Annotated in this window: 14 protein-coding genes; 8 read left to right on the plus strand and 6 right to left on the minus strand. The window is 45.1% G+C overall.

Annotated features, from left to right (window positions below):
* Positions 1-273 precede the first annotated feature (273 nt).
* The gene (locus EYR97_RS12785) at positions 274-1,119 is read left to right on the plus strand and encodes an HDOD domain-containing protein (protein ID WP_131094182.1); all 846 of its coding nucleotides are present in this window, start codon (positions 274-276) and stop codon (positions 1,117-1,119) included.
* A gap of 222 nt (positions 1,120-1,341) precedes the next feature.
* Here the strand turns inward: EYR97_RS12785 and EYR97_RS12790 are convergent, their stop codons facing one another.
* Positions 1,342-2,157, minus strand: coding sequence for an acyl-CoA thioesterase II (locus EYR97_RS12790; RefSeq protein ID WP_131094183.1), 816 nt, complete (start codon positions 2,155-2,157; stop codon positions 1,342-1,344).
* Between the two features lie 169 nt (positions 2,158-2,326).
* Between EYR97_RS12790 and EYR97_RS12795 the strand changes: the two genes are divergently transcribed.
* Together EYR97_RS12795 and EYR97_RS12800 are read left to right on the plus strand one after the other, a co-directional pair.
* Positions 2,327-3,652: an MFS transporter gene (locus EYR97_RS12795; RefSeq protein WP_131094184.1), complete on the plus strand. Its 1,326-nt coding sequence runs from the start codon at positions 2,327-2,329 to the stop codon at positions 3,650-3,652.
* 111 nt (positions 3,653-3,763) lie between these two features.
* Entirely contained in the window at positions 3,764-4,567 is an 804-nt protein-coding gene (locus tag EYR97_RS12800; protein WP_131094185.1) for an alpha/beta fold hydrolase, read from the plus strand.
* A 95-nt stretch (positions 4,568-4,662) separates the two neighbouring features.
* Here EYR97_RS12800 and glgC read toward each other — a convergent pair whose 3' ends face one another.
* Entirely contained in the window at positions 4,663-5,946 is a 1,284-nt protein-coding gene (gene glgC / locus EYR97_RS12805) for a glucose-1-phosphate adenylyltransferase (protein ID WP_131094186.1), read from the minus strand.
* 243 nt (positions 5,947-6,189) lie between these two features.
* Between glgC and EYR97_RS12810 the strand changes: the two genes are divergently transcribed.
* From EYR97_RS12810 to EYR97_RS12830, 5 genes are all read left to right on the plus strand, one after another.
* Positions 6,190-6,675 (plus strand): nucleoside hydrolase, encoded by a 486-nt coding sequence (locus EYR97_RS12810; protein ID WP_131094187.1) that lies wholly within the window; start codon positions 6,190-6,192, stop codon positions 6,673-6,675.
* A complete protein-coding gene (locus tag EYR97_RS12815) occupies positions 6,641-6,922 on the plus strand; it encodes a nucleoside hydrolase (protein ID WP_131094188.1) in 282 nt (93 codons plus the stop codon). The genes EYR97_RS12810 and EYR97_RS12815 overlap by 35 nt, the downstream gene beginning before the upstream one ends.
* The gene (locus tag EYR97_RS12820) at positions 6,873-7,172 is read left to right on the plus strand and encodes a hypothetical protein (protein ID WP_131094189.1); all 300 of its coding nucleotides are present in this window, start codon (positions 6,873-6,875) and stop codon (positions 7,170-7,172) included. The genes EYR97_RS12815 and EYR97_RS12820 overlap by 50 nt, the downstream gene beginning before the upstream one ends.
* A 38-nt stretch (positions 7,173-7,210) precedes the next feature.
* Positions 7,211-7,744, plus strand: coding sequence for an SRPBCC family protein (locus EYR97_RS12825; RefSeq protein ID WP_131094190.1), 534 nt, complete (start codon positions 7,211-7,213; stop codon positions 7,742-7,744).
* A gap of 127 nt (positions 7,745-7,871) precedes the next feature.
* Entirely contained in the window at positions 7,872-9,065 is a 1,194-nt protein-coding gene (locus tag EYR97_RS12830; protein ID WP_131094191.1) for an MFS transporter, read from the plus strand.
* 153 nt (positions 9,066-9,218) lie between these two features.
* On the opposite strand, the gene EYR97_RS12835 is transcribed toward EYR97_RS12830, so the two are convergent.
* Genes EYR97_RS12835 through EYR97_RS12850 form a run of 4 tightly spaced genes read right to left on the minus strand, consistent with a single transcriptional unit; the run spans position 9,219 to position 14,608 of the window.
* Complete coding sequence (locus EYR97_RS12835) at positions 9,219-10,118, minus strand: hydroxymethylglutaryl-CoA lyase (RefSeq protein WP_131094192.1); 900 nt, start codon at positions 10,116-10,118, stop codon at positions 9,219-9,221.
* Positions 10,119-10,120: 2 nt separating this feature from the next.
* Positions 10,121-12,178: an acetyl/propionyl/methylcrotonyl-CoA carboxylase subunit alpha gene (locus tag EYR97_RS12840; protein ID WP_131094193.1), complete on the minus strand. Its 2,058-nt coding sequence runs from the start codon at positions 12,176-12,178 to the stop codon at positions 10,121-10,123.
* Positions 12,171-12,989, minus strand: coding sequence for an enoyl-CoA hydratase/isomerase family protein (locus EYR97_RS12845; RefSeq protein ID WP_131094194.1), 819 nt, complete (start codon positions 12,987-12,989; stop codon positions 12,171-12,173). Before EYR97_RS12845 ends, EYR97_RS12840 begins: the two co-directional genes overlap by 8 nt.
* Positions 12,990-13,000: 11 nt before the next feature.
* Positions 13,001-14,608 carry a carboxyl transferase domain-containing protein gene (locus tag EYR97_RS12850; RefSeq protein ID WP_131094195.1) on the minus strand — a complete coding sequence of 536 codons (1,608 nt, stop codon included), beginning with the start codon at positions 14,606-14,608 and terminating at the stop codon, positions 13,001-13,003.
* Between the last annotated feature and the right edge of the window lie 9 nt (positions 14,609-14,617).

The raw sequence follows: 14,617 nt of genomic DNA on the forward strand, positions 1-14,617 counted from the left end.
TTTATGCACGTGAGGATATAATAAGCGTTTGGGGGAGCCAATAAAGGTATCTATAATTGTACCAATAGGCAGGGAGGCAAAGCGCGTGAAAGCTTTGATGAAATTGGTCGACAACTCAGTCAAATTTAAGTGAGTCAAATGGTCAATTGTTTAACTAACTCAACAGCACAAATTATTGACCGTTTCGGCATTTTTGCCTATACCTTAATAGTGGGAAGTTGAAGGGATATTGACGTTCTTATCACAGATGGTTGCATTTAAGAGTGTGCAAATATGAAATTAGATGAATTGGTTGCTAAAGCGGAAGACCTTTTTGTGTTGCCGGAGTCTGTTACGCGGTTAAAAGCGTGTATGGATGACGAAGCATCAAGTGTTAACGACATTGGCGACATCATCTCATTTGACCCATCGTTAGCTACTCAGTTATTGCGTGTCGCCAACTCAGCACTATATCGATTTCCCAATAAAATAGACACTATCACCCGTGCTATCCAAGTTGTAGGTACGCGCTCCACTTACGATTTGGCACTTGCCTACGGCGTTAGTCAGGCATTTAGTGAAATAGATGGGCAGCGTATAGATTTAGACAAATTTTGGGAGCAGAGTGTTTCTTGTGGATTGCTAGCTAAATACTTTGCAGACATACGCAATTTACGCGAACCAGAGCGCTTTTTTGTTGCAGGGCTATTGCACAATATTGGTGAGTTAGTCGTTACTGACATTATGCCTGAAGCCGCGAAACGCTGTCAGGCATTCAATATTCGGGTGAGCCCATTTGAACTTCAGTTTGGTGTATTGGGTTTTAACTACAGTACGTTGTCGGCAAAGCTCATTGAAAAGTGGGGAATTCCTGAAACCATCTATGGCCCTATTCTTGCCATTCATGACGACGCAAGTTTTGATGCAACATTGGAAGAGAGAATTTTGCAGTTGTCTTACTTGTTGGCACTAGACAACGTGCATCCTGATATTTATCCAAGTTATCACAACTTGAAGCCTGAACATCACGAGCCCTTGTCACTAGATAGAGATGATTTGGAAGATGCATTGGACATTACCAACCTACAATGTGTGTCGGTGATTTCGTTGTTTAACCCGAACTCCTTTATGCTTTACTAATAGCGCAGATGTTGATTCTTTGATGTTTATTTCAACGCTTTTATTTCCAATTTCTTTTTCTATGTCTCTATTTCCAAATAGTAGCGTAAGTTCATCGACTTACGCTACTTGAGACCGTCCAACAATTGTTTGTCATAACAAGTGCATAAAAAGCTAAATGCTCAAATGCCAAAGGGTTAAAAAGAAAAGCTTAAGGCATTGCCGAGCATTGATGAGTGCAACTTAGTCGAAGATAGCAACGGTTTGACGACTAATTGCAATCACTTCGTTGTCTTTATCCCAAATTGTTGCTTCTGTGTGACCATATCCGTCTGCCGCCTGGCGTGTGTGCGCTTGATAAGCGAACCAATCTGTTGGGCTAACAGGCTTGTGCGGATGAATAAATTCAATATTCCAGCTGACCGTGCTTGCCGGAGCCGGTAGTTTCATCATTTGTAGTAAGGTTGGAGGCCATGCGTCAATAAGTGTGATGATATGGGCGTCTGTAATTTGTGATGGAGCGTCTTTAAAACGCATAAAACCGTGATAGTGGCTGGTCTTCTTGCGAGTAAAAGGAATTCCACCTTCATCAATAGACAGGTCGAAATAACGCAAGAACTTTGGCGTAACTTTGGGTATTTGAGGAATGAATTTGGCCTTAGTTGGCGCAGCCATTGTGTGACGTTCAGTGTTTTCAACTGCCACAGAAGACGTTCTTGCTACGCCAAAACATGCTTGTGAGAAAACACAGCTTTTACCGTCTTGAATGGCATGGGCAGTAAATTGCGATACGTTTTTACCTGCGCGAAGCAGTGTTACTTCAATACTAAAGGGCATATCGAGTGTTAACGGGCCCACAAAATTCGTGGTAAACGAGCGCAGTACACTGTCATTGGTAATACGTTGCTTTACGGCTGAGTACAACATTCCCGCTGAAATGCCACCAAATGCAGTTCGGCCTTGTCCCCAGGTCTTGGGGATTGTTAGGTCATCAACGCGCCATACGTTGTCAGAGATTTGTGTTATTGGTGGAATAGTTAACAGTTCGTCTACGGTCATGATTCGTTATCTGGTCTGATGAGTTATGTGTTAAATATCCTACCTCAAGCGCTAAGTAACAGAAAGACTCTCTTAGAAATTTTCGTTATGTTTACAAATAAGTAACAATTAGTTGTGTAATTTTTTACCTAGCGCGTAGACTGGGATACCGTCACTAAGAAGGACTGTTATGGCCCAAACCCAAGTCGAAGGTATTCCTGCACAAACATCAGGGGTATCGGTAAGTTATCGAAATTACGTTTTATTTATCTTAACCCTAGTTTACGCCTTCAATTTTATCGATAGGCAAATAATTGGCATTCTTTCTCCATTCATCAAAGCTGATTTGGGACTTGACGATGCACAACTGGGCTGGCTCAAAGGCATCTATTTCGCTTTGCTTTATACCGTTATGGGTATTCCTATTGCGTGGTTAGCCGACCGCTACAGTCGCGTGAACATCATCGCTATTTCGCTTACTCTTTGGAGTGGTTTTACTGCGGCCTCGGGACTGGCTGCGAACTACATGCAACTCGCTATTGCAAGGATTGGAGTTGGTATTGGTGAAGCCGGTGGTAGCCCACCGTCTCACAGTATTCTTTCTGATTTATTTCCGAAAGAAAAACGCGCTGGCGCATTAGCCATTTATTCACTGGGTATTCCATTTGGTGTTATGTTGGCCTTCTTTGCATCTGCATTTTTCTTGCAAGGAGGTTCGGCTGATTGGCGCACTGTAATGTACAGTGTTGGTATACCAGGTGTGCTTCTTGCGCTATTGCTCAAATTCACAATTAAAGAGCCTGAGCGCACGGTCACAAAGCTTTCAGAGCAAGAAGAGGCAAGTAAGCCAAGTGTTAAAGCGTCGCTTAAACAGCTGCTAAAAATTCCTACTTGGTGGGGCATGGCGTTGGGCATTTCATTTGGTTCGTTTGGTAACTATGCCATTTCAACGTGGATCATTGACTACTATGTGCGCGCCTTTGCAGGATTAGATATTACACAGCTACTTATTGTATTCGGTATTATTAACGGTACTGCTTATGCATTGGGTGTGTGGTTAGGTGGCTATATTGCCGACCGTTGGGGTAAACACAACAAAAAGGCTTATGCACTGCTACCTGCAATCATGCTAATTATCGGTGTGCCAGCTTTTTATGTCTCGCTACAGGTACAAGACCTCTGGTTGTCTGTTGGATTAATGGCATTGTTACTATTCACTAGCGGTTCTTATTTGGGGCCAAGCTTTGCCATGGCGCAAACGCTCGCGCCGGTGAATGTTCGTGCTATGTCGACCGCGCTTTTCTTCTTCGTGTTGAACATTATTGCACTGGGTGGCGGGCCAACATTAACCGGTATTATTAGTCAGTCGCTAGTGCCTTCGTTGGGAGAGACAGAAGCACTGCGTCAGTCACTAATTTATTTAGTCGTACCCTATGTTATCTCCATTGCTGTGTTCTTATGGACAAGTACCAAGATTGTGAAAGATTGGGAGATGGCAGAGTCCAGAGGGTTATAGTAATATCTTGTCGCTTAACTAAGAGGCTGATTTTCAGCCTCTCTTTTTTATAACGTGTTTTGGTTCGCTATCTTCAATAAAATACGTTGAAAGCTATTCAAGGAGTAGTCGGTGTCTTCGCCCGAATTAAGTTTTCACTTTGCCCACGCCAATGGCTTTCCAGCCTCAAGCTACAACGCTATGTTTTCGGCACTTCCGTCACACTTTAACCGGTTGCATGTAGAAAGGTTTGGACATGATCCGAATTTGCCGGTTAACAAAAACTGGCGTAATCAGGTGAAAGAACTTATTCGACACGTTGAGCAAGAGAATAAGGACGAACGTGGTGTCTTTGGTATAGGGCATTCGTTTGGTGCTGTCATCACCTATATGGCGGCCTGTGAAGCACCAGAGCTGTTCAGAGGGCTTATTCTTTTTGATCCACCGTTAGTGGTTGGGCCCATGAGCCAAGTGTTTAAATTAGCTAAATATACGCCGCTTATTAACAAGCTTACGCCTGCCAAATTAGCCCAAAATCGCAACACTCGATGGCCCGCCCATACCGACATGGAAGCCTATTTTCACGGTAAAGCACTCTTTCGTAATATGGACAAACGTTGTGTAAGAGATTACGTAAAAGCAGTGACAGCCACCAATGGTGATGCCATTTCACTGACATTTCGCGCTGATGTTGAAGCAGAGTTGTTTCGCAATGTGCCGCATAACTTGGGGAAATACAAAGGCAAGCTGCGCTGTCCAGCCGTGTTGGTTACTGGTGCAAAGAGCAATGTTTGTAAACCTGAGATGTATCAGCGCTTGATGCAGCACAACCCCATTGAACATACTGAAATGGATGGTGGACATATGTTTCCATTAGAACATCCTGAGGCCGTAGCAAGGTTCATCACAGAAACGTTGACCCGTTGGAACGTGTAAGGTTTTAGTAGAATCAGAGTTGAAGTTAAGTGAATGTCAGGGTATTGCTACCATGTTGATGGAACGCAATACCCAGCATAAATAAAGACGTGTTATTAACTTTTTGGTGGTGCGCTTAAGCCGCCAACGGGTTGACCTAGCATTTCTCGCGTTACCAGTACTACGCCTTTTTCTGACACGCGGAATCCTCTCGCTCTGTCTTGCTCATGGTCGTAGCCTATCGTTGTGCCCTCTGGAATAACACAACCACGGTCTATCACCACTTTCTTAAGTTTACAGTGACGTTTTATTTCTACGTCGGGTAATATGACTGCATCTTCTATCAAACCGTATGAGTGTACACGCACGTTAGAGAAACAAATAGACGAACGCAATGTAGAACCAGACACAATACAGCCACCAGACACTACGGAGTTGATTGCCTCACCGCGACGGTCCGCGTCTTCCCAAACAAATTTCGCAGGTGGCAGTTGTTCTTGGTAAGTCCAAATTGGCCACTTTCTGTCGTATAGGTTTAGTTGTGGTACGGGGGCAACCATTTCCATATTGGCTTCCCAAAATGAATCAATGGTACCTACATCACGCCAATAGGCATTGTCGCCACCACTTTTTTCAAACGGATAGGCATACACAGCATGGTCTTTAATAATTGAAGGAATAATGTCTTTACCAAAATCCCTTTGCGACCCCATATTTTCGGCGTCTACGCGTAATTGCTCGAACAGGAACTCTGTATCGAAAACATAATTGCCCATAGAGGCTAAACAATGGGTACTGTCGTTCGGAAGGGGAGTAGGGTTCGCAGGCTTTTCTTCAAACCCATTAATACGATATTGCTCGTCTACCGACATCACACCAAATGCGCCTGCGGCTTCCTCGATAGGAACCGACATACATGACACCGTCATTTTCGCGCCCGACTCTTTGTGTCTGGCTAGCATGTGACCGTAATCCATTCGGTAAATATGATCGCCCGATAAAATCATGACATATTTAGGCAACTCGTCTCGAATGATGTCGATATTCTGGAATACGGCGTCTGCTGTGCCTTCATACCAGCTATCTGAGAAACGCTGTGATGCTGGTAATATCTCTACCGACTCACCGAGTTCCTTTTTGAAATGGCCCCAGCCTCTTACAAGGTGTCGAATAAGTGAATGAGACTTGTACTGTGTAACAACACCTATACGTCTAATTCCCGAGTTAACACAATTTGAAAGAGGGAAGTCGATAATGCGAAATTTACCGCCAAAATAGAGCGCTGGTTTAGCCCGCCAGTTTGTCAGTTCGTGCAATCGAGAACCTTTACCACCTGCGAGTATAAGCGCATAGGTATCGCGTGTAAGGTTACTGATATAACGAGGACTTTGATCTGCCATTTATTAAAAGCTCCTTTACTAAAGCGAGAACTGCATGTTGAAAGACGTTTTTAAAAGAAAACGAAAGTGAGCTAACGATCGCGCTATTCTTAGTTACTCCTTTGAGATAGGGTTAACATTACTCCGTTGAATGAGGCATAACTCGCTACGCTAACCTCATATTACACAAGAATATTTAGAAAGACAGTGGCATTTTTGCGCATTGTTGCCAAGTTGTTAATTTTTCGTTGGGATTATTGTGAAATGAATTCAAAAAAAGCCGTAATATTTGACCATGATGGTGGAATAGATGACTTACTTTCTCTACTTTTACTGTTACGTTTGCCGAACATCGAGGTTATTGGTGTTAGTATTACCCCTGCTGACTGTTATCCAGATGATGCACTAATAAGCACAAAAAAAATTCTTACGCTATCGGGAAATACGCATATTCCGGTGTGCGTTGGTAACATAACGGGTCCTAATCCATTTCCTCCTGAATGGCGTGCTCAGCCCAAAATATGTCACGCGATGCCATTGATGCTAAGAACCCCAAATGACGATGTTACTGTAGTAAATGAATGTGCTCACCAGTGGATGCGGCACGTGATTGCCTCTCACCCTTCCAACGTAACGGTGATAATGACAGGGCCAGCAACTAATTTAGTAGCTGCTATCAACTGTCCAGAAAAAGGGGCGCAGGTAAAAAATAACATTGATCGCGTTATTTGGATGGGGGGGGGCCGTTGATGTAAAAGGCAATGTGGCCATGCACGATCACAATGGTACCGCTGAGTGGAATGCATATTGGCACCCTAAAGCTACACACCAACTAGTGCACAGTGGACTTGATGTTATGTTAGTCCCATTAGATGCAACAAACTCGCTTCCCGTTTCTTGGGAGTTTTTAAATGCTTTAGCAGAAAAACCAAACCGCGGTGTCAGATTTGGCAGGGCAGTTTTGGGCAGCCACGGTTACGGCAATTCCATCTTATGAATTTACCTATTTCTTGTGGGATGTACTGTCAGTATGCGCTATTGCATTACCGCAGGATAAATTTACTACAAATACAGGGAAGATCACGGTAGCCACATCAACACCGAATGCCGGTCAAACTTATCGAGACGATACATTGGGCGCGGACATCACATGGATGTCGTGGGTTGATGCAGAGTATGTGCGACAAATGGTAATTCATTATTTGAGTGGAGAATTTAAAACACCGCCAGTGACATATGTTAATTAAATGTTATATTTATTGGGTGTGAGAATTTGGAGACTTGTATGGGTGCGTTAAAAAAGTTGTTGTCATTGGTCGGTATAGTTATCGTAATGTTGGTTGCAACTAGCTTCATCATACCCAAAGACTATGTTGTCGAGCGCAGTATCACCATAGATGCGCAACCAGATGACGTGTACCCTTTTCTTGTTGATCTTAAAGCATGGCAAAAGTGGGGAGTGTGGTTTAAACGCGACCCCCAAATGGTGTTGAGTTACTCTGGGCCGGACAGAGCCATTGGTATGCGCTCTGAATGGATAAGTGACAAAGAAGGCAGTGGTGAAATGGAAATCACTGAACTTGTGCACAACAAGCGTGTTGTATACAAACTTTACTTTCCAGAGCTAGAAATGGGGTCTACTGGATCTGTTGTTATTAAAGCGCTTGATGATGGTACTCAAGTGACGTGGCGCGATGAAGGGATCGTCGATAACAACCCTATTAATCGGTATTTTGTGCTTTTTATTGATGGTTTGATAGGTCCAGATTTCGAATTGGGTTTGGAGAACTTAAAGACTTTGGTAGAGAATCAGGGTTAAAAATAGAGATAAAGTGCGCTGCAGTGATCTCATTACAGCCTTATCTCGTTTACACGTAATAATAACAACAGCTTGCTCTTGGCTCGCATACAGCTGAGGTAAGTAAATCTCATTCTTTGGTGTTCGCTTGACCAGTAACAAAAAGCATAGGCTCATTGCTGGGCTAACATTTAATAAACTCGCCGACCTTTTAATTTCAGTAAAAACCACGTTAACGGCGCTGTTCATCATGATTGGTGCGCCAGCGTGGATGATAGGGTGGTTAGTGCCTATACGGGAGTCTGGTGCACTGCTTCCACAAGCATTACTCGGTGTTTATTTGCGTCGCCACAGTGCGCGCCATGTTGTGTGGCGCACTGGTATGTGCGTTCAGTTTTTCTCTGTTTTCCTCACTTTTTTTAGCGTTCTGGTGTTTGAAGGGAAGTTTCTCGCCGAGGTTAATTCAAAAGGAGCCTGGGTAGGAGGAATGATCCTTGTCGCATTAATGTGTTTAAGTTTAGGGCGCGCAGCATGCTCATTGACTGTAAAAGACATCGAGGCAAGTGTTGCCAAAAAAGGCGAACGCGGTAATTTAATTGGCTTGGCTTCTACCGCGTCAGGCTTGGTGACGCTGCTAATTGCACTGCCGCTTTACATATTCAACGACGCGCTTAACCTCTATTTTGTTGCCGGCATTGTCGGTTTTAGTGCGTTGGCCTTTTTTGTATCTCTTGTTGTTATATGGCCAATTGAGACCTATGTAGATGTGTCTGAACATCAGTCGAAAGGCATTAAATTACACGTAGATACTACGGTTTATAAGTTTATATTAGTACGCGGTATTTTTGTGCATTCTGCCTTGGTTGCACCTTATTTTCTCCTTCAAAAAGAGGCCGACGTACAAGATTACTTGCCAATCTATATTGCAGCTGAAGCGCTGGCGAGTTTGCTTTCTTCATTAATATGGGGCGCTGTGGCGGACAAAAGCGCTAAGTTGACGCTGCAAATAGCGGGTGGTTTAGCACTGGTTGCTTGCTTGGGCTTGCTGCTTATTCAAAGTGAGCATGTGGTGGTATCAGCAGTGTTGTTTTTCATACTGGCCGTGGCACATGCGGGAGTGCGCACTGGGCGGAAAACTTACAGCTTAGACATTAAAGAAGGGCATGATCGTACTATGCTGGTCGGGCTTTCAAATACAGCTATAGGCATTATTCTGCTTGCATTCGGCGGGTTTTATGCGCTGCTAACACCCATGTTGTCATTTTCGGTGGTCTATATAATGTCAGCAATGCTGGCAATAGGCATTGTGTCTACGGCCTTACTTCCCAACGAAAAAGCCTAAAGAGAAATAGCAAGGCAACGCGATACAAGAAGATATTTGTAGACGGGTAGGTTGGTAGTTAAAAACGTAAGTAGATAAGCAGATAAATAGCTGACAAGGTAAGAGGGTAAGTAGATGAGCACTGGGTTACAGCACTCATCTACACACTTTATTTTATTGGCTTAAGTACGTAGAAGCCACTTTAGAAACGGGCGGGCGAGATAACATCGTCGATACTAACTTAGCTACCTCAAGCAACTTGTTCATATCCACATTTGTTGTTACGCCCATACCATTTAGCATGTAAAGCACATCTTCTGTTGCAACGTTGCCACTGGCACCTTTGGCATAAGGGCAGCCACCAAGACCCGACACCGCTGAGTCAATGGTGGCCACACCGTATTCAAGAGCAGTATACAAGTTCACTAACGCTTGGCCGTACGTATCGTGAAAGTGCGCTGCCGTTTTGGCAACTGGAATATATTTTAACACTTCATCCAATAGCGCTTTTGTGGCACCAGGCGTTCCCGTACCAATGGTGTCGCCCAACGAAATCTCGTAGCAACCCATATCAAGCAGTGTCTTTGACACTTGTGCCACGGCACTTGGGGCAATTTCACCCTCATAAGGGCAACCCATCACGCAGGACACATAACCTCTCACCGGAATGCTGTGTTGCTTAGCCAATTCAAGTACAGGCTCAAAGCGTTGCAGGCTTTCACTGATAGTACAGTTGATGTTTTTTTGTGAAAACGACTCAGACGCAGCGCCAAACACTGCAACTTCGTCAACGCCAGCCTCAAGTGCTGCTTCTAGCCCTTTCAGGTTGGGGGTTAACGCCGAATACTGTATACCTGGTTTCTTGGTTAGTGCGTTAAACACATTCCCAGAATCCGCCATTTGTGGCACCCATTTAGGCGATACAAAGCTACCGGCTTCAATGCGTGTAAGGCCCGTTTCAGAAAGCAGGTTAATAAGTGCAACTTTGTCGTCCACACTCAATATCTGCTTTTCATTTTGTAGGCCGTCACGGGGGCCTACTTCAACAATGCTTACTGTGGAAGGAAATGCCATTATTATGCGTCCTTCTTGTCAGCATCTGCGCTCTCTGGCACGAATGACAATAAGGTTGCGCCGCCGTCAACCAGTTCACCTGCGTTAAAATAAAAGCTCTCAACCATACCATCTTGTGGTGCCACAATACTGTGTTCCATTTTCATAGCTTCCATAATAAGAATAGGTTGGCCCTTTTCAACTTTCTGCCCTGGCTCTACCAATAAAGCAACAATGGTGCCGTTCATCGGCGCATTGAAGTTGGCATCGTGGTTAGTGTCGCTATCATCGCCAAGCGATGGTTGTACAACGGCAAAACGGGCATGTGTGTCATGATTGAATAACGTGTACTGACCATCTTGTTCAGCAAATTGGTACACCGATTTATAGTCATCAATAATAGCACTCAACAATGTACTACCGTCGTCTGACTGAATAAGACCACCGGCAATGTTGTGGGTTTGCTCTCCAATGGTGACTTGCCACGTTTTGCCACCCACTGTTTGTGTGTGTTTAACCACAATATCAAATTGCTCGTCATCGATAATAAGCGAGAGAGTTTCATTGTGATAACTATTAGCTCGCCATGCCCCCGCTGAGTGCCAAACAGGTAAGTGTTTGTCCACTTGATCATTGGCCTTTGTGCGAAGTGCATTGCGGTGAGACAACGCTAATAGCGCCATTGCAGGCAGTGTTACACCTAAATACTGTGCACTCGGTTGTGAGGCAGCAAATAACGCGTCGTGATGTTTTTCCACAAAGGTAGTTGTTAGTTCAGCATTCACAAATGCTTCGTTACTGGCTACACGTTTTAGAAAATCGATATTGGTCGATACACCTTCAATGTGATAGTTGTCTAGCGCGTGCAACAAGCGCTTTAACGCTACTTCGCGAGACTCTCCCCACACGACCAGCTTGGCAATCATTGGGTCGTAAAATACGCTTACTTCGTCACCTTGCTCTACACCTGTATCTACGCGCACAACATCGCTTTCTGTGGGCGGTTGTAGAAGGTGTAATGTGCCGGTTGAAGGCAGAAACTCATTATTTGGATCTTCAGCGTAAATACGCGCTTCAAAAGCATGGCCAGTTAACGTTAGTTCGTCTTGCTGCTTTGGAATAGGCTTACCTTCCGCAATGGTGAGCTGCCACTGAACCAAGTCTTCACGGGTGATCATTTCAGTCACAGGGTGTTCTACCTGCAAGCGCGTGTTCATTTCCATAAAATAAAACGAACCGTCTTCATCTAGCAGAAACTCAACTGTGCCAGCACCAACGTAATTAATAGCTTTGGCTGCTAATATTGCCGCTTCACCCATTTGTTTGCGAATTGATTCAGACATATTTGGCGCAGGGGCTTCTTCAATGATCTTTTGGTGACGACGTTGCACCGAGCAGTCGCGCTCGAACAGGTAAACGCCGTTACCTAACGTATCGCAAAAAACTTGAATTTCCACGTGACGAGGGCGGGTTAAGTATTTTTCAACCAGCATGTGGTCGTCGCCAAAACTGGCCATAGACTCACGCTTAGCGGCACTCAGTGCTTGAGAAAACTCCTTTTCACTCCAAACTTGGCGCATGCCTTTACCACCACCGCCTGCGGCAGCTTTTAGAAGTACGGGGTAGCCCATGTCGTCAGCAGCAGCTTTTAGTACTGCTTCGTCTTGCTCGTCACCATGATAGCCAGGAACCAAAGGTACACCGGCTTTTTCCATTATGTGTTTTGCTGCCGATTTTGATCCCATGGCTTCAATTGCAGAAGCAGGAGGGCCGACAAAAATGATGTCATTTTCAGCACATAACTTGGCAAAATCTGCATTTTCAGACAAGAAGCCGTAGCCTGGGTGGATTGCATCAACCCCCAACTGTTTGGCTTTCTCTATGATGAGCTCACCGCGTAAATAGCTTTCCTTTGAAGGCGAAGCACCTAAGTACACGGCTTCGTCAGCCATAGCGACATGACGAGCGTTGGCATCAGCATCTGAATACACTGCAACGGTTTTAACGCCCAGTGCGTTTGCGGTTTTAATCACGCGGCATGCAATTTCACCGCGGTTAGCAATGAGTAATTTATTAATCATTTTTCTTCTCCGCACTGGTATTGGCTGATTGAACCCAAGCTGCGTTGCGTTTTTCCAAAAATGCCCCTAAGCCCTCTTGACCTTCTTCAGACGTTCTCACTTGTGCAATACATTTACTGGTTTGTTTTAGCAAATCATCATTAATGGGCTTCGATGCTACCCATTGCACCAATGCTTTGGCTTGTGCAACGGCATGAGGCCCGTTTTTGACGATATTATTGATAATGTCGTCGATGGTACTGTCCAGTTCATCTTCGGTGACTGATTCGCTCAATAGACCTAGGCGTCTTGCGCGGCGGGCTGAGAACACTTCAGCGGTTTGGAAGTAGCGGCGACAAACGCGCGCGCCCATTGCCTCGATGACATAAGGGCTGATAGTGGCAGGGATTAAACCTATTTTAACTTCGCTTAAACAGAACTTACTGAGCTTGCTACCAATAGCAATATCGCAACAAGCAATAAGACCAACGGCACCACCAAATGCAGCCCCTTGAACGCGTGCAATGGTAGGCTTAGGCAAGGTATACAACGTTTGTAGCATTGTGGCTAATGCCATTGCATCAGCCTCGTTTTGTTGCTCGGTATACGACGCCATTTTTTTCATCCAGTTCAGATCGGCACCTGCACTGAAACTTTTCCCTTTGGCTTGCAAAATAACCGCACGAACTTGACTGTCTTCGCCGGCTCGTTTAAAAACGCGGGTAAGCTCAGCAATCATTTCATCGTCAAATGCATTGTGCTTGTCCGCGCGGTTTAGAGTGACGATAGCGACATTGCGCTCGTCGACAACATACGTTACTGCGTGTTCCATGTTCATCACTCCTACATTCTGAAAATGCCAAATTGGGTGTCTTCAATGGGCTTGTTAAGTGCCGCTGACAATGACAGCCCAAGTACTAGACGTGTGTCGGCAGGGTCGATAACACCGTCATCCCACAAGCGCGCCGACGCATAGTAAGGGTGACCTTGTTTTTCGTATGTATCGATTACAGGCTGTTTAAAGGCCTTCTCTTCGTCTGGGCTCCAGGTTTCACCTGCGCGTTCTTTTTGGTCGCGTTTTACTTGCGCAAGTACGCCTGCCGCTTGCTCGCCACCCATTACTGATATACGGGCGTTTGGCCACATAAATAAGAAACGTGGGTCGTATGCGCGACCGCACATGCCGTAGTTACCAGCACCAAAACTACCACCAATTAATACGGTAAATTTGGGTACATTCGCGCAGGCTACCGCGGTTACCATTTTGGCGCCGTGTTTGGCGATACCACCGTGTTCGTATTGTTTACCTACCATGAATCCAGTGATGTTTTGTAAAAATACCAATGGAATTTTACGCATGGCGCAAAGTTCAACGAAATGTGCGCCTTTAAGTGCACTTTCACCAAACAAAATGCCATTATTGGCCACAATGCCTACCGGATAGCCGAAGATGCGGGCAAATCCGCACACCAGCGTAGTACCATAAAGCGGTTTGAATTCATCAAAGTCAGAGTCATCTACTACGCGGGCAATAATTTCGCGCACATCGAAGGTTTGACGACTATCAGCGGGGACAATACCGTAAATTTCTTTGCTGTCGTAACGAGGCGGCTTCACTTCAGCCACTTCTAACGCTTGCGGCTTTTGTCGGTTTAAACGTGCAACAGCGTTTCGCGCAAGCGACAAAGCGTGATGATCGTTATTGGCTAAATGATCTGCTACACCAGAAATACGGGTGTGTACATCGCCACCGCCGAGCTCTTCTGCCGAAACTACTTCTCCGGTTGCGGCTTTTACCAAAGGAGGACCACCAAGGAATATAGTCGCCTGTTCTTTAACGATAATACTTTCATCCGCCATGGCTGGAACATAAGCGCCACCTGCGGTACACGAGCCCATCACTACTGCAATTTGTGGGATGTTTTTTGCAGACATATTGGCTTGATTAAAGAAAATGCGACCAAAGTGTTCGCGGTCTGGAAACACATCATCTTGGCGGGGTAGGTTAGCGCCACCTGAATCAACCAGATAGATACATGGCAAGTTGTTCTGCTCAGCAATGGTTTGTGCGCGCAAATGTTTCTTTACCGTGAGCGGGTAATAGGTACCACCTTTTACCGTGGCATCGTTGGCAACAATCATACATTCGATGCCGTTTACAATGCCGATGCCCGCGATAACGCCTGCGCAGGGAACGTAATCGTCATACACTTCCCATGCAGCTAGCTGACCTATTTCAAGAAACGGTGTGTCATCGTCAATCAATGCATTGATTCGATCGCGAGGAAGTAGCTTTCCGCGAGAGACATGGCGTTCTGCGGCCTTTTCACCACCGCCTTGTGCAATTTGATTGATTTTGGCGAGAAGATCGTCAACCTGTGTCTGCATTGCTTCGCTATTGGCAACAAAAGTTTCTGATTTTACATTTATGTTCGAGTGAAGAACGGGCATAACCCCTCC

It is taken from the genome of Alteromonas sp. KUL42 (assembly GCF_006538325.1).
GTDB lineage: Bacteria > Pseudomonadota > Gammaproteobacteria > Enterobacterales > Alteromonadaceae > Alteromonas.